Below are 19,726 nucleotides of genomic sequence, written 5' to 3'. Positions count from 1 at the left end.
TAAAAAACCATATCTTCTGATCTATAAATGCAGTATCATTTATGGATGTCGAAGAAAGCTAAACACAAAAAAAACCTGGATCCATTCACAAACGCCAATGACATTCAGGACATTCAAAAAGGGCTTGTCGACAAAAAAAAAGGCAAACGCACTCCTCAGGAAAAAAACCGCAGAGACCGCCATCAGCAAAAAGAGATTGTCCGTCAATTAACAGATGAACTGGTTCGTCTGTCAGAAAAAGACATTCTTGAAGAGCTTTCAAAAGAAGAAACCAAAGGCCAAGTCAACGAAGTAATCTACACGATTAGACCCGTTAAGAGCAAAGACGACCTCTAAGCAGGCCTTTGATTTGCATATCCTTAATTTAAAATTCTTCATAAGAAGAATTCCTAAAATAAGAGAATCCTATGGTTTTATCATCCGAAATGAAAATGTTATTTTACTCGTGCATCCTTGGAATAATCCAACTCTTACTGGCCGCTGCAATGACCACTAAAGAGCGCGGTCTCCAATGGAACCTCTCTTCCCGAGACAACCCCATTCCCCCCCTTTCGGGAATCGCCGGAAGACTTGATCGAGCGTTTAAAAACTTTATGGAAACGTTTCCTTTTTTTATCGCTACTACTTTAATTGTTCAGGTCACTGGAATGGCAAATGCCACGACGACTCTCGGGGCCCAACTCTACTTCTGGGCGAGACTCATTTATGTACCTTTTTATGCTTTTGGCATAATTGGGGCGAGAACTCTGATTTGGGTAGTTTCGCTAGTCGGGCTGCTGATGATTTTCTCAGCACTGCTTTAAAAGGAGAAAAGCGCCTAAGCGCTTTTCTTTCCTTCAATAAATGTATTGAGTCTGATGACCAATCCTCGGAAATCATCAACCTGTTCACCTAAGTGATTGGCCGATTCGCGGGCCGATTGTGAAGCCGAACTATTTTGGTGAGAAGCACTATCGATCTCACTCATAGCTTTTGTAATCTCTCGGATACTTTGAGATTGCTCGTTACTCGCTGATGAGATTTCATTAACCATGATATTAACGTTATTAACATGAGAAATAATTTCATCCAGAGCTTCACTGCACTTTTGGGCCGTTTCTGTTCCCGTGACAACTCTAACCTTACTCGCTTCCATCAGAGCACTAATACGACTCTTTGAATGTTCAACTGTCGCTTCAACCTGACGAATACTGTTTTCTAAAAGGTCAGTAATTTCTTTAGCTGAATTTCCACTCATCGCTGCCAGGTTTCCAACTTCTTCGGCAACAACCGCAAATCCTTTTCCGTGCTCTCCAGCTCTTGCCGCTTCAACCGAAGCGTTGAAAGAGAGGAGTTTTGTCTGGAAAACAATTTCATTGATAACTTTTGTTTTAGCTCCAATCTCATTAATAATTGTTACGATTCCACTGATTTCTTTATTGCTGTTTTCAATTTCATCTTTAATTTCAATAATGCTAGCTGAGATGTCATCAATGGCCTTCATCACATTTTCAACGGCCACTTTCCCAACATGAACACTCTCTTTGCTGTGCTCAGAAACTTCAGCTGATTTTTTAGCGTTATCTGCGTTGCTGACAACACTCGCGCTCGTCTCTTCAACCGCTGCCGTTGTTTGTTGTAAGGCCGCCGCTTGTTGAGTGATACTTGCCGATAAACTGGTACTTACAGAACTAATTTCACTGGTAAATGAAGCAATTTTATCAGAGCCTTCATTCAAACTGTCAGAGATTTCATGCAACAGTTTTGAAATCGATCTGGCAAAGTAATACCCGACGAGGAAACCACAAAGAATACCTCCAACGATTATTGCGTTTTGCAGGAGCTTGATGAAGCTTGCCTCTCCCATTCCTTTTGCAATCCACTTATTGGCGTTGTCTTCATGAAAAGAAACAAGCGCAAGAATACTTTTGTTGTAAGCTGCAGCGGCCTCAGGACAATCTTTTAGAAAGATCGCCAGGATTTTTTCTTTATCTTCTGCTGTTCCTAATTTTTGAAGTGCTAAAACTCGGGTTCCGATGTTTTTAAAATTAATCCAGTCTTTTTCAACCTGCGCATAGAGCTCTTTTTCTCCAGGAGAAAAAGGCGTTTCCCTGTAGTGTTTATTTTCTTTTTCATACATGCCAATAAGATCAAGCACTGCCTGCACAGATGCCTCTTCCTCTGCTTTTGAAATGCCCGGAAGTCCCAGCGTTCTTAAGGCAATACGAATCTTGCTGTAATACAAATACATATTGTCTGCTGACTTAATATTGGGAATGCTCACGGTTGAAAGTTTACTAAGACTTTCATCCATTTTGTTAATCCCCCAATAGCTAACTCCACCTACTACAACAGTAAAAAAGAGCAGCGTTCCACATAGAAAAAGCAGCTTAGTTCTCAGTCCCAAAGTATTCCACATAACCAAACCCCTGTTTAAAAATTAGCCAAAATGGTTCGGAATACTTCTCGATAGTTTTTAAGGTTCTCTTTAGGTTATTCGTCTAAGAATCACTAAACAGGATTAGGCGAGCGTTAGACAAGCTTGTTTTGCATGCCTAACTTGTCAATTTTATAGACAAAATAAAACTTACGCAAAAATTACGCTTTTCTTTTTTGGAAATCTGATTAGCATCAAGACATGGAACTAAAAGACAAAATTTCAATTCTCGCCGACGCCGCCAAATACGATGCCTCATGTGCTTCAAGTGGTGCTTACAGAAAAGCGGCACGCGGTGGAATCGGAAATTTGGAAGGCTCAGGTATCTGCCATAGCTTCACCCCAGATGGAAGATGCGTGTCTCTTTTAAAAATTCTTTTAACCAACTTTTGTATCTACGACTGCAGCTATTGCGTAAATCGTATCTCGAGCCAAATCAAACGCGCGAAGTTTTCTGTGGATGAAATCGTCAACCTCACAATGGACTTCTACAGAAGAAATTATGTCGAAGGGCTTTTCTTGAGTTCGGGTGTGGCCAGAAGCTCAGATGAAACAATGGAAGAAATGATTGAAGTGGCCCGCCGCCTTCGCGTCGATCACAAGTTTGGCGGCTACATTCATTTAAAGGCCGTGGCCGGTTGTTCACAAGAGCTTTTAAATAAAGCAGGTCTGTATGCAGACCGCTTAAGCGCCAATATTGAGCTTCCAACCCCAAAAGATTTGACCAATCTTGCTCCAGCTAAAACACACACCGAGATTGAAAAATCAATGGAGCAGATTCAAGGTCGCATTGTGGAGAATATCGAGGAGAAAAAACTTTTTAAGAAAGCCCCTCAATATTCTCCTGGAGGCCAAAGCACTCAGATGATTGTTGGTGCGACAAAAAGCACAGACAGAGACATCATGACCAAAGCTTCTGACTTGTATGGGAATTATCAATTAAAACGCGTTTACTATAGCGCTTTTAGTCCAATTCCAGACAGTGACCCAAATCTTCCGTTAGTCAAACCACCAATGATCCGCGAACACCGTTTGTACCAAACAGACTGGCTTCTGCGCTTCTATGGTTTTAAAGTGGATGAAGTCCTTCCAACTGATCATCCAGAGCTTGATTTAGATCGCGACCCGAAACTTTCGTGGGCCATTAGAAACCGCGGAACGTTTCCAGTCGATTTAAATTCAGCACCAAAACATATTCTCCTGCGTATCCCGGGCCTGGGTGTTCGCAATGTAGATAAAATCCTAGCGACCAGAACCTTCCAGAAAATTCGTCTAACTGATCTGGCGAAGATGCGCGTGCATTTAGACAAAATCAGGCCATATGTAGTCACAGCTGATTACACCCCTCCATTATCTCAGCTAGACTCACTACATTTTGGCAAGCACCAAGGCCCGGAGACTCACGTACAACTCGACTTATTTTCGAGTTTCAAAGAAAGCGTGACAGGAGAATTTTAATTGAAGGTGGCCACAATCGAACCGACATTTGATTCGTGGAGAACATATGCAAGGAGTTTGCTTTCTGAAAAAGTTCATTACGACGACATTGTTTGGAAAACTTCTGGTACTGGATCTTTGTTTGATCTTATGTCAGCTGATCATCGACCATCACCTGCTCAGCTAAGTATACCGCAAAGCTTTATGCAGGATGCGGCCTTTGTCTCGGCCTTTAGAGATGATACAACGTGGGCCTTGTTATACAGGCTCGCCTTTCGCTTGATTTATGAAAACAAACACCTCATGAGTGTTGCTCTCGATACAGACGTGCTCGAATTTCATAGACGTATGAGACTCGTCAGCCGTGATTTGCACAAAGTAAAAGCTTTTGTCAGATTTAAGGAGATTAAAAAGAATGACGAATCAATTTACATGGCTTGGCACCGTCCTGATCATCGTGTGCTTAAATTTTCTGCTCCATTTTTTACAGATCGCTTTAACGGCATGAACTGGGTCATCTTCACTGAAGATGAATCTATGAGCTGGATCAACAACCAACTTACTTTCGGGCCTGGAATCACACAACAGGAAGCCCTGGCATTCGACCACACGGAGGAACTATGGAAAACGTATTATGGCTCCATCTTCAATCCCGCACGAATCAAAGTAAAGGCGATGAAAAAAGAATTACCGGTCCGCCACTGGGCCACTCTCCCGGAGGCATCAATCATTGATGATCTTCTGCGACAAGCCCCAAAGCGCCTGGAAGAATTTTACGAATCTCAAAGAGCATCGGCAGTGAGTTTAATTCAAGAAAATGTGAGCTCTCTTTCAGAATTGAAAGCCGCTATCATTAACTGCGCTGCCTGCTCTATATGTAGCAAAGCAACCGCTCCTGTCTTTGGCGAGGGGCCAATGGACGCGGAGATTGTTTTTGTCGGTGAGCAACCTGGAAATGAAGAGGACATGGCCGGATCACCTTTTGTGGGTCCTGCTGGAAAACTTTTTATGGATGCGCTCGATAAGGCGGACATCAAGCGCAGCGATGTGTATCTCACCAACGCAGTTAAAGGTTTTAAATGGAAAGAACACAATGGAATGAGAAAACACGTGAATCCTTCTTCTTTTGAAATCTCGGCCTGCAGGGCATGGGTGAAGTCAGAATTGGAATTGATAAAACCGCGCATTCTTGTTTGCCTTGGGGCCAGTGCCGCTCAATCAGTTTTTGGAAAACTCATGAAAGTGCACGACTCTCACGGAAAAATTTTTAAAACAGCATTTTGTGATCAGACAATTATTCTCCCCCATCCCTCTGCTATTTTACGCACGCAAGACCCGGAAGAAAAAATGCACCTTGAGACGAGATTCCTCGGGGACATCATGGCCTTGAAAAATATTTGAGCAACTCTTTCGGTGACATCTTGAGTTCAAAAACACAGCTTTTTTAAAATAATTTTATTTCATATTTTGGCACCCCAACTGCACTTCTAGTTATTACAGGAAGTCATTTTATAAATTCTGTTCATTTATAAAGGGGTGAAGGCATGAAGCCTTTTAATTTAAAAGCTAGTTTCATAGCTCTTTCGTTTCTTTTATCTGCCGCTGCTTTTGCCAGCGGTTCGAAGCGTCCTGATATTGGAGAAGAAGGAACTGATGGTTCAGGCACTGTCGTCACTTACCCAGTCGTTATCCCTCCCGATAATCCGGTGACTGACGAAGAGGCACAAGAGATAGAAGAAAAATACTCTCATCTCGATCCTGATAAATTAGTTCCTTCTCCTCTTTTAGAAAAGGCCGTCGCTTTCTACGATGCCAATCTGGCGATCATAAAAAATCAGCGCTACATGGTGGTGATTGATTTCAAACAACACAGCGGTAAAAAAAGATTTTATCTCATCGATATGGAATCAGGTGAAGTTGAACCGTATCTTACCGCCCATGGGAAAAACTCTGACCCAGACTATGATGGATACGCTACAAAGTTCTCCAATACGAATGGCTCGCTTATGAGCTCTCTTGGTTTTTATCTCACTGCTGAAACATATTATGGTGAGCACGGTTACTCTCTTCGCCTTGATGGTCTCTCCAGCACCAACTCTAATGCAAGAAAGCGCGCCATCGTCATCCATGGTGCTTCTTACGTAAATTCTTTTCTTCCAAAAATGGGCCGCAGTTATGGGTGCCCGGCACTAGATGAAAACTTTTCAACTCAAGTAATCGACATGATCAAAGGCGGGACACTTATTTTTGCCGATGGCTAACGAATGTAGGGCCTTCGTTGAGTGGTAAATTCCCTAGGAAAACGATAAAATAAGAGAGTCCGACAAAGGGGCGTTAACAAGGATGTTCCCATGACGAAATCATTAGTCACTCTGTTATTCTCTATTGCACTGATCACCTCTTGCTCTTCAACGCCTTCAAGGCCTCAACTCTACCCGAATCAAGTGGCCAAAGACCGCGGTCCGGATGCTTCCAAACAAGACATCGATCAATGCTTAAAAGAAGCAGAAGATTATCTTAAAACTCCAGAAGGGAAAAAACTCAAAGACAGCATTAATCCCGGTAGTGTCAGCACATCAGTTGGATTTGGTTTTGGAACAGGTGGCTCTGGAATCGGATTAGGTGTAGGAACAGGTGGTGGACGTTCGCGTTTGTCTGGGGAAGAGCAAGTCAGAAGAAATTTTACCAATCAATGTTTAGTGAATAAAGGTTATCAAGTTGTTGGTTGGGAAAACTAAATACCTTACGACATTAATTTTGCACTTTTTTACCAGCTTATCTTAGTCATCGTCGGCGTAAACTGCCTTTTTTATGTCGGACGGAAGCTTACCACTCATTCCTTCGACAGCTGTATTGGTTAAAATAAGCACTGTCAGCTTATTGGCCGGATCGACCCACCAAGTGTGTCCCCAAACTCCACCCCACTCGTAGCTTCCTTTTCCCATAGGAGACTTGGCCTCGTCCGCATCAGTTAGAACTTTAAATCCTAACGACCACCCCCACCCAGGGCCATCAACGTTGAGACTTCCCACTTGATTAGTGGTCAGAGCTTCATGTGAGTTTTTATTCAAGAGAGTTGAGCCTGTGCGCAGGTCTTCGAAAAATTTTAAAAGATCGGCCGGTGTTCCCACCATCCCAGCTCCACCAGATGGATACGCTTTTTTATCCAAGGCCCTTCCCGGTGAGTAAACGATTTCACTGGCCGCAAATTTAAATCTCTCTGTCTCGGCCATGCGTTTTGGTTCTGGTTTAGCGTCAACGTAGGCTGCAGTGAGCTTCTCTGCATCTTTAGCAAAAAATCCAGAGTCATTCATCTGCAAAGGTTTTAAAACCTGCTCTTCTATGATTGCTCCCAATTCTTTTTTTTCAATACGAGTCAGGATTTCTCCTAAGACGTCTGTCGCCAGCGAGTAGCTCCATTGAGTTCCTGGTTTAAAAAGAAGAGGTGCTAGAGCGATGCGCTTGATATTTTCTTCCAGCGTGATATCGGCCTTATCCAGGCCGTCTGAAACGCGGAGTGTGTGATAGGGCCCATCTTGCACTTCAAAAAATGTATAATTAAGTCCCGCCGTGTGAGTTAAGAGATGGCGGATGGTGATTTCTTTGTTCAGCTCAGGAATCCACTTTGAAGCGGAGTCATCAATCCTGATTTTTCCCTGATCAATTAATTTTAACACAGCAACAGTCACAATAGGTTTTGTGATTGAAGCTAATCTAAAAAGTGAATCTGTCGTCATCGGAGTTTTAGCTTCACGGTCTGAAAATCCATGGGCCTTATTGTAGACCAGCTTTCCATCACGGCTAACCATGACCACGGCCCCAACAATACGCTTTTCATCCAGCCCCAAAGTAATGGCCTTATCAAGCCTTGATTCCAAAGTGTCGGCAAAAGTGTTTTGAAATGAGAGTGCCATAAGGGCAAAAAGAATCAGTAGTTTCACGAAAAAAAATTCCTCCAAAAAGCTATATAGTCCTCTTGAAATCCCCTAGCAAAACATTTCGAAATAAGTTTTTTTTATGACTTAGGCACATGGAAGTTATTAAGCGCGCTCAGTTGTATCAGGTTTGGTTCTCTGTTAGACTTTAAGCTATGAATTCAGAGCATTCACTGATGTTGAACATGGTTTTTATCGCCCTAGGTGGTCTCTTTCACCTGGCCGAATACCTATGGCCGGACAGGAGCCTGACACGCAAACAGGAATTCGGCAAAGATGTTATCGCTTTTATGCTCTTATCTCTTTGTGGAGTCCTGATTTCGACACCGCTGATTCATTACTACCGCACCCTGGACTTAAGTCTCCTGGCCCCTCTTCATGAGCTGGGTTCTTTCACAAAAATTGCCTTGGCAACTTTGATCACCGACTTTTTAAATTACTGGATTCACTATTACATGCACAAGTACAGTTGGTACTGGAAGGCGCACGTTCACCACCATCGCGTAGAAAACCTTTATTGGTTTTCCGGACTGCGAGCGAGCTTTGGCCACTACGTTTCATTTATCCTTTCGCGCGTGACTGTGGGGATTGTGCTTTTTAATCTTTCAAGCGGTGAGCTTTTCTTCTATTTATCATTCGGGCTTATTACCAATTTCTATCAGCACACTAACGCTAGAATCGGCCACCGTTGGGTTGAATGGATTTTAGTGACACCAAGAGTGCATCGCCTTCACCACGCTTCAAACGGCAGGCGGTTAAAGAACCTGGCGACGATTTTTTCTTTCTGGGATCGAATGTTTGGAACTTATGTGGACCCTGAAACACACCCAGCTGATTATGAGCTGGGTGTGAAGAGTGATAAAAAATCAGAATGGAAAGAATTAATTGGTATCTAGTTAGCTAGTTCTGGTTCTAAGTCTGAAGTTGTTTCAGTTTCTTTTTCACCATCTTCAAGGAAATCCAGGTCGCGTCCAAAAGTCTCTTTCATTAGGAAAAGGGCAAGGAAAGCTAAACCAAAAACAACCCCACCAATTAAAAGAACACTTTGAACGATAGAAAAATGCGGCTTAATGATTAAGAACGACGTTGCAATAATCATCCCCGATCCACGGACAAAGTTTGGAACTGTTGTCGCTACTGTTGAACGGATATCTGTTCCGAATTGCTCTGCAGCTGTCGTAACAAGAACCGCCCAGTACCCTGCACATGTCCCTAGAAGGAAACATAGAAGGTAAATGAATGTGTCACTTGCTCCATGAGCATTCATGTAAATGATCATCAGAGTAAGTGCTGTTGCCAGGAAAAACCCGATAGCTTTCTTTCTCGATCTCATCCACTGCGATAGAAGACCACTTGCTAAATCCCCTACGGCCAGACCAATTGATCCATAAATAAGAGCGTCAGCTGCCGTCACTGGAGTTTTTAAACTTAACTCACTTGTCACTTCCGGAGCTAAAGTCATAAGAATCGCTGTAATAAAATAAATAGGCACCCCTACTAAAACCGCACTCATGTAAAGCACAGCTCTTTTTGGAGCAAAAAGTAATTTTAAATTTCCACGTTTAACATTTGAATGTTTAAGTTTCTTAAACATTTCAGAGTCAAAACTCTTAAAGCGCGCAACGAGAAGAAGAAGTCCTAAGATCCCACCGATAAGGTAAGCGTGATTCCAAGCAAAGTACTTTCCAACTAAGGCCGCACATAAACTTCCCGTCATACCAAGTGTGGCAATGAGAGTTGTCGCCAGACCTCTGTCTTCTTTGTTAAGTGATTCAGCAACAAGTGTAACCGCTGCACCTAACTCTCCAGCAAGACCAACACCTGCTAAAAAGCGCAGGGCCTCGTATTGCCAAACTTCAGTGACAAACGCATTGAAGATGTTTGCGAGTGAGTACATAAGAATTGAAGCGTATAAAACTGTGTGGCGGCCTTTTTTGTCTCCAAGAACTCCCCAGAAAATACCTCCAAGAAGCATTCCCCCCATCTGCCAGTTGTAGAGCTTCACACCCACTTGAATCATTTCTTCAACTGAAGTGATTCCCAGGGCCTGCATCGAACCGACGCGGACAACACCAAAAAGAGTAATATCGAACATGTCGACGAAATAACCTAGGGCCGAAATAATAACCGTAGGAGTCAAAATACGGGCAAAGCGCGATTGCTTCATAGTAGAATCTCTTGAATATTTGCAGGTAAATATTAAGCCGGCAGTCTCCTATGGGAGAGCAAAAATGACAAGTATAAATTGTTTAAACGCTCCTTAATTTCTCTTATAATAAGAGTATGAAAACATCAAAAATCACCCTGTTACTTGCTGTCCTTTTCTTTTTCACATCTTGTGCATCAAGACCAAAGCTTTATCCCAATGATACATTGAGAACAAAAGGAAAAGTCGCCTCTGAAGCAGACATAGATCGATGTATCAAAGACGCTGAAACCTACCTGGATTCTTCTGAAGGAAAGAAGATTGCTAAAAGTGCAGGTTTTGGAGCGATGGTTGGTGGAGCAATGGGTGCCGTCGCTGGAGCCTTTACCGGTGATATTGGTGGTGGACTTGCTCAAGGAGCTGCGATTGGTGGTGCCGGTGGTGCGGTTTCTGGAACGCTTTCACCGGATGAAATTAAACGCCGTTACGTCAATCAGTGTTTAGCGGATAAAGGCTATCATGTGATTGGTTGGGATTAACTTCTTTTTAACTCTTCCATAAATTTTTTAAAGACCTCTGGAAATTTATTTTCATCGCAAAATTTTTCAACTTTCGCTACGACAAATTCGCGCTCTTTGCCCACACTGATAGCGGCATCAAAAGCATCCTGATCTTTATAAAGAAAATACTTATTTCTTCTGTCTCTAGGTGAGATGCTACAATTTCCAAAGCTCTTCGATAGTGCAGTTCTTATAATCAAAATTACTCATTGATTATTTCCTTTCCTGCTCTTCTGGGTCTCATTCGTTTTGTAAAAATTTTCTTCTTATCTGCTTCGGATAGCTTTTTATATTCAACCTCAATTAAATCTTTTAGAGGTTTAACAAAAGAAGATTGCTCGTTGAAGGAATAAAGACGAGTTCGGCCAACAGTCCTGGATACCAATAAATTAGCATTTTCAAACTTTTCCAATTGCTCTTGAACGCCTCGTAAATTTAATTTGAGGCCTTGTGAAATCTCATAGGCGTAAACTTCTTCATAACGATATAAAAGAAGCATAATCATTTGAGCGATCTGACTTCCAAAAATAGTATTTAGCATAGACACCTCTATACTGATTATACCAGTAATACTACTGGTCTTCCCAGTATTAAGACCACGTCATTTCAAGGTCTTAAATCAACCGGCACTCTTTCCCTTTATATGAGAACTCTTCAACTTCCTGAATCGGCAGAACTTCTACACCTGTTTGTTTAAACTTCTCTAAAAGTTTTGGAACTGAGTCCACGGAGCGCGCGTGCACATCGTGCATCAGCACCACTCCTCCGCCTAGAGGTTTTGAGATATTAATTTTAACTTTGTAGTAAGTGCCATTTGAATTCTTTTTAAAGTCGTAACCTGTTCCACCAAAAATGTTGGCCATAACATTTTGAGCGATATCATCCGGGGTCATGTCGGCCAGCCAATCAACGGTGTCGATATCCCAAAAAGCAAAGTTAATACAGTTGTCACGAAAGAGTTCGTTAGAGACGTCCTTCATAACATTGAGATGGTGATACGCTCTTGTTTTTGAACCGTAAGCTCCGTAAGGAAAACGGTAATAGATTTCTCTATTGAGTGCATTTTCTTCTTCGATCAATTTAGATGTCATCAAGATCGATTGTTTTAATTCTGCTCTATAGACGGCTTCTGTCTTTGTATCTGAGCTGATGTGATTGTGGTGGTGGCTCGCGATATTATGGCCTTCGGCGATCATTCTTTTGACGACAGGTAAGGTTTTAGTATCGATGTTGCCGGTTAAAAGAAAGAAGGTCGCTTTGACATTATACTTTTTTAACGTGTCTAAAAGTCTTGGAGTGGTTGTCGCATCAGGGCCATCATCGAATGTGAGAACGACTTTTTTAGTGCCTCTTAGGGACTTGGTTAGGTATTGAGAAAAACCGGTGTCTTTTCCGGGGATGTAGATTTGGCCAGGGTTGGGGAATTGTTTTTCGTCCAGAGATTGAGCGTGAGCTTGCAAGGCCATTAAGGCCCATACCAGTAAAAATTTCATTTCATCATCCTTGATTAATTACTTTCCATTCTTCTGTCCTCTGCTTTCCTTGTCAATAAAAGGGTTCTGACATGTTCTCGCATAAGAACAGTTCATTTCCTTAGGAGAACACTAAGCACGATTAGCGAACCAAAAGTCTTTGAAATGACTTCATCTATTTTTGGCCTCCCCCTTGAAATACCTCCTCCCAACAAATCAAAAAGGAGAACAATATGTACGGATCATCATTTCACCTAGAGCAGTCAATCAACACAAACCGCATGATGAAAACTTCATCATCGTCATCAGAAAAAAACTGGATTGCAGTCATCTTTGCTTTCTTGCTCATTGCTCTCTCAACATCAAGCTTTGCCGGCCCAAGCCAACCACGACTGCCAGGTGGAAATGGAAACGTACGTGGAAGATAAAAAAGAAAAGGCCCTCGCAAACGAGGGCCTTTTTATTGAAAAGCTCAAATGAGCTAATAGACGCGAGAGAAAAATCTGAACTCTTAAAAAATAAGTTCATCTTTTTACATCTGCAAGAAGAGTAAGACTGCTCCATTGGAGCAGTCTTTCAGATTTTACGCTAACATTTGATCTTCAAATGCGGCCAGAGCAGCTTTCGCTCCCTCGCCCATGGCAATAATGATCTGCTTATAAGGAACGGTAGTGACGTCTCCAGCGGCATAGATACCCGGAACATTTGTTCTACCTTTATTATCTACAACAATCTCACCAAACTTAGTTGTTTCAACAACATCTTTTACAAATCCTGAGTTTGGCAGAAGACCGATCTGAACAAAGATTCCGTCCAAATCAACTTTCATCATTTCTTTTGTCTTTCTGTTTTCATACTCAAGTCCGATAACCTTTCCTCCATCCCCTAATACTTGAGATGTGCGGGCTTCAGTCACGATTGAAACGTTTGGCAGAGACTTCAGTTTATTAACTAAAACCTGGTCTGCTTTTAACGTATCATTGAACTCAAACAAGACAACTTCTTTTACGATACCAGCAAGATCGATTGCGGCCTCAACACCTGAGTTACCACCACCAACAACGGCAATCTTTTTACCTTTGTAGTATGGGCCATCACAGTGAGGACAGAAAGCGACTCCGCGGCCGATATATTCTTTTTCCCCTGGAATGTTGAGCTCTCTCCACTTGGCACCAGTTGCGACAATCAGTGCTTTTGTTTTGATCACTTCTCCACCTTCCAGATGGACGATTTTATATTTTCCTTCAGAGATAACGTTTTGAACGCGTCTGTGTTCTAAAACTTTAACTGGGTACTCTGCAATGTGCTGGTTAAGTTGGGCCGCAAGCTGTGGACCTTCTGTGTATTTTACACCAATAAGGTTTTCGATCCCTTTTGTATCCTGGACCTGACCTCCGATTCTTTCTGCCAGCATCGCAGTTTTTAGACCTTTACGAACAGAGTAAATCGCGGCAGAAGCACCAGCAGGTCCACCACCAACAACGACAACATCATATTCGCCTAAATCCTGGCTGATCACTTCGCCTGTTACTTCCTGAACACCAAAAGCTTTTTCCAGTGCAGAGAGCAGGTCGATTGTATTTAAGCGGCCAGAATAAATCATTTTATCGTTGACCACTACACTTGGCACCCCTTGGATACCTAGTGTTTTAATTTCTTCTTGAGTGTATTGCCCGTCAATCATCGTGTGCTTAAAGTTTCCGTGAATCACGGCCATCTGGTTTAAGAACTGGATAACATCCGGACAGTTTTCACATGTCAGTGAAACATAAGTTCTGACTTCAACCGGTCCTTTTAGTTTTTTCATACGGCTTGAAATCGCTTCATCAGGGAATTTCCCTTTATTGTCTGAGTTTAGGATCGCTAAGATCAGCGATGTGAACTCATGTCCGCTCGGGATACCTTTAAACGTAATACCGTTTGCTTTCCCGGCGTATTCTAAATGAAACTGAGGAAAAGGTGCTTTGTGATCACCTATTGCTGGCTTGGCCGTGATGTTAGTTGAAGTTCCTGCAACCTGCTCTAGCATGTTGACCAGGTCTTTTTGATCGGCGTGGTCACTTTCGCTGTAAACTAAGTCTACATTTTTTTCTAATTTGGCGAAAACTGATTTTAATTGCTCGATGATATTGTTGTCTAACATAACGTCCTCTTTAAATTCCTTTTTATAGTTCGAGAGAAAAAGAGGTGGGAGAGCATTCTCCCACCTCTATTAAGGTAAAATCTCAATTCTTAGATTTTTCCTACTAGGTCTAATCCTGGTTTTAATGTAGCTGCACCTGGAGTCCACTTAGCTGGACATACTTGGTTAGGGTTAGCAGCAACGTATTGAGCCGCTTGAACTTTTCTCATTAGTTCGTCAGCGTTTCTTCCGATTCCGTTGTCGTTGATCTCAGCAAGTTTGATAATTCCTTCTGGGTTCACAAGGAATGTTCCTCTGTAAGCTAGGCCTTCTTCTTCAATGTGAACACCGAAGAATCTTGAAAGGTGACCTGTTGGGTCTGCAAGCATTGGGTACTTGATTTTCTTGATTGTTTCAGAAGTGTCGTGCCATGCTTTGTGTGTGAAGTGTGTATCTGTAGATACAGAGTAAACTTCAACACCTAGCTTTTGGAATTCAGCGTATTTATCTGCCATGTCCCCTAGTTCAGTTGGACATACGAAAGTAAAGTCAGCTGGGTAGAAAAAGAAAATTGACCATTTTCCTTTTAGATCGTCTTGAGTCACAGTTTTGAAGTCACCATTTACGAAAGCTTGTGCTTTGAAATCAGTAACTTTAGTGTTGATTAATGTTGCAGCCATTTTTTTCTCCTTTTTGAATACAATGGTTATTGAACAAGAAACTAAATTCTCTTGATCATTCTACGGTGTTTTTTAAAATAGAGATAATTGATTTTAATTCTTTAGCGATAGGTCAAATCTATGGGCTTTCATTGGTAAAGGGCTAAAAGCACATAGCATTTTCACGCCTTTTTGAGTGTTTTCACCTTATCATTTTTTCTACTATTTGTCGAGTTGATTACTGATATGAAACTTTATCTGATCAAAGATCTGAGGGGTTTCAACTTTTAAAAAAGGCAACTCATCATCAATCTCTACGGCCAATGCCTGAGACCGATACCGCTCAAAAAGATAAAAGCACTCTTCATCACTGTCATGATGGTCTAAAATCTCCATGATAAGTGACATAGATATGAGAGCTGGGTAACCACGCTTGCCGTGAAAAGAAGGATAAATCAACTTCGTTCCAGCAGCAGCACTTTGAGCAGCATCAATAAGTTTATTATAATCCTGATAAGTGAGCATCGGCTGGTCTGCATGGCAGATGGCAAAGTAATCGGTCTCAGGACTAAGATGTAAAATACCTTCTCTGACAGAAGAATGAATCCCGCGTTCATAATGCTCGTTATGAATAATTTTTAAAGGAAGACCTCGCAATTCTTTTTCAATCATCAAGTGGTCATGACCAGTGATGGCCAGGACTTCATAAAACTTAGTGCATTCTATTTCTTCGGCCACTCTTCTAAGAAGGGTCTGGTCTCCGAGCTTAAGCAGAAGTTTATGAGCAGGATATGTACGCGTGCTTTTTCCCGCGCATAAAAGTAAACACGACACTTTTACATGAGTAGACATTGGAGGCCCTCTTTTTATTCTTAAAAATTGAACACCAAAACATCAATTACGGTACATGATGGAGTAAATAAAAACCACTTAAACTTGTTTCTTCTCAGACAAAATTTCGGATTTTTGCCAGGGCAGTTTGGCATCCTAAGCTGAAAGAGTGGAATCTTCCGTTTTCTAAACGCATCAACCAACGATCAATAGTCAATGTACGCGACACATAAAAGAAAATGAATCCAATAGCGATAGGTCGAAGTAGATACCAACCAATTTGCGCGTAATCACTCTGCGAAAAATAAAGGAAGGCCGCTGTCATTGCAAGCGAGACTAAAAAAAGAGGGCGAAATAAATCTTTGAAGGCGAGCCATGCTGCATTCTTGGGCACAACTCTATGATCACCTACACCCACACCTTTTTCTCGTGCCATGCGAATAAGCTCTTCGTCATAATTTTTTCCATAGATTGTTTTCCCACGAATACGCCATGCCAAAACAGCAAGTGCACACGCCATGAGCATTTTGGTCACAACTAAAGCAAGGAAGATGTACAAAAGATTTTCTGGTTTTAAATTGTGATATGGAAGAGTTTTTTCAAAAAGGTATTCAGCTGCACTAAAGAGTTTATCGCCAAAAAAAAGATAATACGTCACCAGAGGTTGAATGAAAGACCATAACGAAAGTAAGGCCATTCCAAAACAAAGGCCAACCGGGTTTACCCCTAAGGAAGCTACCCCGATATTAAAAAGAAGCCCCTGCATACTTAAGCTGAGCATCGGTCCCAATTTTTTTCCCGCAGGCGAAAGTGATTTTAAAACAGCAGAGACATTCGAGATATTGTAGGCCACCCAATTATTATCAGGAAATTCCTGGGATAAAATAGTTGCTCGACAAAGAATAAAGCCCTGATTAAGTGAGAGAAATACTCCAGAAAACGGAACGTGAAAAGCATGCAGTAGCGAGCCCAATCCTACTTCAATGATAGAAAGAGATGCACCATAGTCTCCAATGATTTCAACTTTTTTATTATTATGAATAGTCTCTGACATATCTTAAGTTTCTCTTAATGGAATTTCTGACCTTAGCAGGTAAGTTTTCTCAATTCCTTTATAATAAAGCCAGAGGTTTTTATGAAAATACTACTATTTTTCTCAGTTTTTTCATTGCAGGTAGAGGCCAGTGAGCTAACCAAACAAATTTGGAGTCAGGGCGATGATCACTATCTGATGAGTTATCAACCATCAAGTGGAATTTTAATTTCTGAGAATTGTTTTAACGATGATGTCTTACTTGATAAATCAAAATGTGAAGCCGCTCAAATCTTAAAAAAGAAGAAGTTTTTTAAAGCACCACTTCGTTCTTCAACAGGAGGAAAAAACCCCGGAGCTGTTGTTTGCAAAGATGTTTTAAAACAAAAGGTAGTAATGCTTAAAGATCAAAAAAATAATGAGAACTCTTTTTGCCGTTTTGAAGATGGTTCAATGATCGTAGCCATTTATCTTGGATCACTACTGAAGGATTAGTTATGAAAATTGCCCTTTTACTTTTAACTCTTTCATTCAATACCCACGCCCTTGATTGCGGAGGGATTCCTGAGGGTGAAGTTGTCCGTCTAGATCAGGGCGATGGACCTTTGGCAAAGGCCGCAGTTCAAGACCAGGATGGAGTGGGAAGTTGCTATGCCAATCAATCTTCACTTCTTTTACAGTCGGTGATTCCAAATCATCCGAATCTCTCTTACTTAAACCTTGGCCTTTATTACACCAACGATAAGTCTCTGGTAGACGAAAGAGAAAAAGGAAATAACCTCTACACTCTCGATAAAAAGAATGATGCAGGAGCCACTATCCCAGAAGCTGGCTCAGCTATCCGCGGAGGATTTGCCTGTCAAACCATCAATGCCGCTCTCGAGAGGCAAAAAAAATCAGGTATCGGCTCTCTTTGTAAAGCGGAAGATGTCGCCTTGGAACACAGTTTCTTTAATGAAAGTGGAAATTTTCAAGACGGCGCTCATAAACAAGAAGCCTCACTGACTAAAGCTTCACGCTATATGAATAGCTATCAAAAACAATTTGGGTTCGCTTTTGAATCTGGTGATAAGGACCTGAAGGCCAAAAGAGAAGAAGCTGACCGCTTTTCCAGTGCTCTTAGAAGTTTCGTTAAAAATTCCAGCGATTCTTTTTTTGCTGAAAAGTGTTCAAAAAAAGACGAAGATAAATTTGAGCGTTTAATCACTAACAGTATCACCCGTGCTCTTAACGCTCACCCGGAATGTATATCAAAAAACCGCATTAATTCCAGCGCAGGTCCGGCCTGTCAGGGCTTTGATAGACTGGGGTATATTTCAGTCAGCACAATTAACAACAGCAGTAAAATCAATTTCATCTTCTTGAATGAACACCGCCAGAAAATGTTCAAAGCGATGGATGGTTTTTTTGCCAACAAAGATGGTTATGAGAAATTTGAAAGTAATCTCACCGCGTTTATGAAACAGCTGGATAAATCCAAGACGCCTGCAACACAGAAAGACAAATTTGCTAAAGAGATTCTTTCATCAATGAGTCCTGAAGATAAAAATGCAATGCAAATTGAATATAACCGCATTGCCTTAGGTAAATTTGATGATTGCAAATCACAGAATGTCCTCACCTACTTTAAAGATAGAAAAGAGTTTCAAGAGAAGGCCAAGGCCGATGCTGTTCTTTGTAATTACTCAGAGCTGATTGAAAGAGCTTCAGACCTCGCCGGAGTCCTTCCTGAAAAGACATTCAGCGATATGAGTGCATTTGTCGACTTTATTACCTCTAAGGCCGGGCTAAAATACGATGACGCCCTTCTTTCATTAATTGCCAAGGACTGCGCTCCTGAAAAACGTGTCACGATCCCGGAAAATTTAAAATGTGAAACAAACCGTATTCTTTTCGACTCTGATGATTTCACTCCAGAGGGGCCGAAAGAAAAATTTATTAAGACTGTATCTCAAAATCGTCAAAAGATGTTTGCTAGTATTAAAGATAAAAAAGCTGTCGGTTTGGATATTTGTACAAAGTTCTGGAATCAGCCTGAGTATGATTTCCATAAGGAGAATTCGAGCACCAAGTTCAACACATGTTCAAATACTGGTATCCATGGCTTCCATGCTATCACTATGATTGGTTACCGTTGTCAAAACAACAAACTTCAGTACCTGGCCCAAAACTCCTGGGGCCCGACGTGGAATATCCCGGGTGAACCCTACGAAATTGAAGACGGAAAAATCTGGATGGATGAAGAAAAACTTTTTATGAACCTGGATAATATCAATTACCTTTCGCAGTAGATCTTAAACGCTTAATCGTCTGGGGAATCTGATCAATGAGATCCGTTGGTCTTAACCCCAGATGGTCATTGCCTTTTTTCTCCCAGTCTTTCGCGGCCGTTCCATGAATAAGCACCCCTAAAGCAGCTGCTGGGTAAGCTTCGAGTCCCTGGGCGCGAAGGGCCGCAATCACTCCCAAGAGAACATCTCCTGTCCCCGCCTTGGCCAGGGCCACTGAACCAAATGAGGCATAAGTTATTTTTCCCTTAGATGCCAGGAGGGTCTCATGCCCTTTAAGGACAATCACACACCCGAATCTGCGATGGGCTTCATTTAAATAATATTCGCGGTTATTTTTAACATTTCTAACTGGCACATGTAGCAGCCGCGCTAATTCTGCTTCGTGGGGAGTCAGAACCCATGAGGCCGGAAGTTTTTTTATTTTCATTTGCGAGACAATAGTGAGCGCGTCTGCATCGAGAATCACTCTTTCGGCCTTCATTTTTAAAAGCGTACGCACATAACTGACCTTGCTTTTTTCCGTCCCTAGTCCCGGCCCTATAGCAATAACGCTTTCTTGGTGCTTTTTCAAAGTGGCCAGGGAAAATTTATGAATAATAAAATCCGGAAACTTGACCCATGGATAACGAACTAAATCTGTCATTAAATGAGTATAACCAGCACCACTACGCGTGCACGCCAGAGCGCTTAATAGACCCGCTCCCATAAACTTGGCCCCCCCTGCTATAACAAGCACCACCCCGCCATCTGACTTGTTAGAGAGGGTTTTACGCTTTGGTATTGATTTCAGTAGGGTTTTTTGTGCTATTTTCTCTGCCATTTCT

Annotated in this window: 22 protein-coding genes; 11 read left to right on the top strand and 11 right to left on the bottom strand. The window is 41.8% G+C overall.

Translation table 11 applies throughout. The features are described 5' to 3' along the window. The first annotated feature begins 45 nt into the window (after positions 1-45). Together C0V70_RS06555 and C0V70_RS06550 are read left to right on the top strand one after the other, a co-directional pair. Entirely contained in the window at positions 46-336 is a 291-nt protein-coding gene (locus C0V70_RS06555; protein WP_133566753.1) for a hypothetical protein, read from the top strand. Between the two features lie 71 nt (positions 337-407). After that, a complete protein-coding gene (locus C0V70_RS06550) occupies positions 408-803 on the top strand; it encodes an MAPEG family protein (protein WP_102243069.1) in 396 nt (131 codons plus the stop codon). Between the two features lie 14 nt (positions 804-817). On the opposite strand, the gene C0V70_RS06545 is transcribed toward C0V70_RS06550, so the two are convergent. After that, complete coding sequence (locus C0V70_RS06545) at positions 818-2,398, bottom strand: HAMP domain-containing methyl-accepting chemotaxis protein (RefSeq protein ID WP_102243068.1); 1,581 nt, start codon at positions 2,396-2,398, stop codon at positions 818-820. Between the two features lie 219 nt (positions 2,399-2,617). Here C0V70_RS06545 and C0V70_RS06540 point away from each other — a divergent pair, with 219 nt between their 5' ends. From C0V70_RS06540 to C0V70_RS06525, 4 genes are all read left to right on the top strand, one after another. Next, a complete protein-coding gene (locus C0V70_RS06540) occupies positions 2,618-3,874 on the top strand; it encodes a putative DNA modification/repair radical SAM protein (protein ID WP_102243067.1) in 1,257 nt (418 codons plus the stop codon). Positions 3,875-3,880: 6 nt separating this feature from the next. Next, positions 3,881-5,254, top strand: coding sequence for a UdgX family uracil-DNA binding protein (locus tag C0V70_RS06535; protein ID WP_158649597.1), 1,374 nt, complete (start codon positions 3,881-3,883; stop codon positions 5,252-5,254). 143 nt (positions 5,255-5,397) lie between these two features. After that, complete coding sequence (locus C0V70_RS06530) at positions 5,398-6,114, top strand: murein L,D-transpeptidase catalytic domain family protein (protein ID WP_102243065.1); 717 nt, start codon at positions 5,398-5,400, stop codon at positions 6,112-6,114. 90 nt (positions 6,115-6,204) lie between these two features. Further along, complete coding sequence (locus tag C0V70_RS06525) at positions 6,205-6,591, top strand: hypothetical protein (RefSeq protein ID WP_102243064.1); 387 nt, start codon at positions 6,205-6,207, stop codon at positions 6,589-6,591. A gap of 42 nt (positions 6,592-6,633) precedes the next feature. Here C0V70_RS06525 and C0V70_RS06520 read toward each other — a convergent pair whose 3' ends face one another. Beyond that, positions 6,634-7,794 carry a serine hydrolase domain-containing protein gene (locus C0V70_RS06520; RefSeq protein WP_208107808.1) on the bottom strand — a complete coding sequence of 387 codons (1,161 nt, stop codon included), beginning with the start codon at positions 7,792-7,794 and terminating at the stop codon, positions 6,634-6,636. 149 nt (positions 7,795-7,943) lie between these two features. Here C0V70_RS06520 and C0V70_RS06515 point away from each other — a divergent pair, with 149 nt between their 5' ends. Next, positions 7,944-8,684 carry a sterol desaturase family protein gene (locus C0V70_RS06515; protein WP_102243063.1) on the top strand — a complete coding sequence of 247 codons (741 nt, stop codon included), beginning with the start codon at positions 7,944-7,946 and terminating at the stop codon, positions 8,682-8,684. Here C0V70_RS06515 and C0V70_RS06510 read toward each other — a convergent pair. Further along, positions 8,681-9,955 (bottom strand): MFS transporter, encoded by a 1,275-nt coding sequence (locus C0V70_RS06510; protein WP_102243062.1) that lies wholly within the window; start codon positions 9,953-9,955, stop codon positions 8,681-8,683. The genes C0V70_RS06515 and C0V70_RS06510 overlap by 4 nt on opposite strands. A gap of 116 nt (positions 9,956-10,071) precedes the next feature. On the opposite strand from C0V70_RS06510, the gene C0V70_RS06505 reads away from it, so the two are divergent. Beyond that, on the top strand, positions 10,072-10,473 hold the full coding sequence (locus tag C0V70_RS06505) for a cell envelope biogenesis protein OmpA (RefSeq protein ID WP_102243061.1): 402 nt from the start codon (positions 10,072-10,074) through the stop codon (positions 10,471-10,473). Here the strand turns inward: C0V70_RS06505 and C0V70_RS06500 are convergent. From C0V70_RS06500 to C0V70_RS06490, 3 genes are all read right to left on the bottom strand, one after another. After that, positions 10,470-10,694: a hypothetical protein gene (locus tag C0V70_RS06500; protein ID WP_102243060.1), complete on the bottom strand. Its 225-nt coding sequence runs from the start codon at positions 10,692-10,694 to the stop codon at positions 10,470-10,472. The genes C0V70_RS06505 and C0V70_RS06500 overlap by 4 nt on opposite strands. Positions 10,695-10,696: 2 nt before the next feature. Next, positions 10,697-11,035 (bottom strand): winged helix-turn-helix domain-containing protein, encoded by a 339-nt coding sequence (locus C0V70_RS06495; RefSeq protein WP_102243059.1) that lies wholly within the window; start codon positions 11,033-11,035, stop codon positions 10,697-10,699. Positions 11,036-11,108: 73 nt separating this feature from the next. After that, positions 11,109-11,987, bottom strand: coding sequence for a polysaccharide deacetylase family protein (locus C0V70_RS06490; RefSeq protein WP_102243058.1), 879 nt, complete (start codon positions 11,985-11,987; stop codon positions 11,109-11,111). 212 nt (positions 11,988-12,199) lie between these two features. On the opposite strand from C0V70_RS06490, the gene C0V70_RS06485 reads away from it, so the two are divergent. Further along, on the top strand, positions 12,200-12,394 hold the full coding sequence (locus C0V70_RS06485; RefSeq protein ID WP_102243057.1) for a hypothetical protein: 195 nt from the start codon (positions 12,200-12,202) through the stop codon (positions 12,392-12,394). 155 nt (positions 12,395-12,549) lie between these two features. Here C0V70_RS06485 and ahpF read toward each other — a convergent pair whose 3' ends face one another. The 4 genes from ahpF to C0V70_RS06465 form a co-directional block, all read right to left on the bottom strand. Then, positions 12,550-14,109: an alkyl hydroperoxide reductase subunit F gene (ahpF, locus tag C0V70_RS06480; RefSeq protein ID WP_102243056.1), complete on the bottom strand. Its 1,560-nt coding sequence runs from the start codon at positions 14,107-14,109 to the stop codon at positions 12,550-12,552. A gap of 89 nt (positions 14,110-14,198) precedes the next feature. Next, entirely contained in the window at positions 14,199-14,768 is a 570-nt protein-coding gene (ahpC, locus tag C0V70_RS06475; RefSeq protein WP_102243055.1) for an alkyl hydroperoxide reductase subunit C, read from the bottom strand. Between the two features lie 201 nt (positions 14,769-14,969). Continuing rightward, positions 14,970-15,599 (bottom strand): nucleotidyltransferase family protein, encoded by a 630-nt coding sequence (locus C0V70_RS06470; RefSeq protein WP_102243054.1) that lies wholly within the window; start codon positions 15,597-15,599, stop codon positions 14,970-14,972. A 94-nt stretch (positions 15,600-15,693) separates the two neighbouring features. Continuing rightward, positions 15,694-16,632 carry a hypothetical protein gene (locus C0V70_RS06465; RefSeq protein ID WP_102243053.1) on the bottom strand — a complete coding sequence of 313 codons (939 nt, stop codon included), beginning with the start codon at positions 16,630-16,632 and terminating at the stop codon, positions 15,694-15,696. A gap of 81 nt (positions 16,633-16,713) precedes the next feature. On the opposite strand from C0V70_RS06465, the gene C0V70_RS06460 reads away from it, so the two are divergent. Then, positions 16,714-17,106: a hypothetical protein gene (locus tag C0V70_RS06460; RefSeq protein ID WP_102243052.1), complete on the top strand. Its 393-nt coding sequence runs from the start codon at positions 16,714-16,716 to the stop codon at positions 17,104-17,106. A gap of 2 nt (positions 17,107-17,108) precedes the next feature. Further along, positions 17,109-18,902 carry a C1 family peptidase gene (locus C0V70_RS06455; RefSeq protein ID WP_102243051.1) on the top strand — a complete coding sequence of 598 codons (1,794 nt, stop codon included), beginning with the start codon at positions 17,109-17,111 and terminating at the stop codon, positions 18,900-18,902. Here C0V70_RS06455 and C0V70_RS06450 read toward each other — a convergent pair. Then, on the bottom strand, positions 18,883-19,722 hold the full coding sequence (locus tag C0V70_RS06450) for an NAD(P)H-hydrate dehydratase (RefSeq protein ID WP_158649596.1): 840 nt from the start codon (positions 19,720-19,722) through the stop codon (positions 18,883-18,885). The two genes, C0V70_RS06455 and C0V70_RS06450, sit on opposite strands and share 20 nt — an antisense overlap. Positions 19,723-19,726: the final 4 nt, after the last annotated feature.

Source organism: Bacteriovorax stolpii, from assembly GCF_002872415.1.
In the GTDB taxonomy this organism is placed as follows: Bacteria; Bdellovibrionota; Bacteriovoracia; order Bacteriovoracales; family Bacteriovoracaceae; genus Bacteriovorax; species Bacteriovorax stolpii.
The sequence above is the reverse complement of the archived record's forward strand: the minus strand, read 5'-3'. Positions and strand labels throughout refer to the sequence as shown.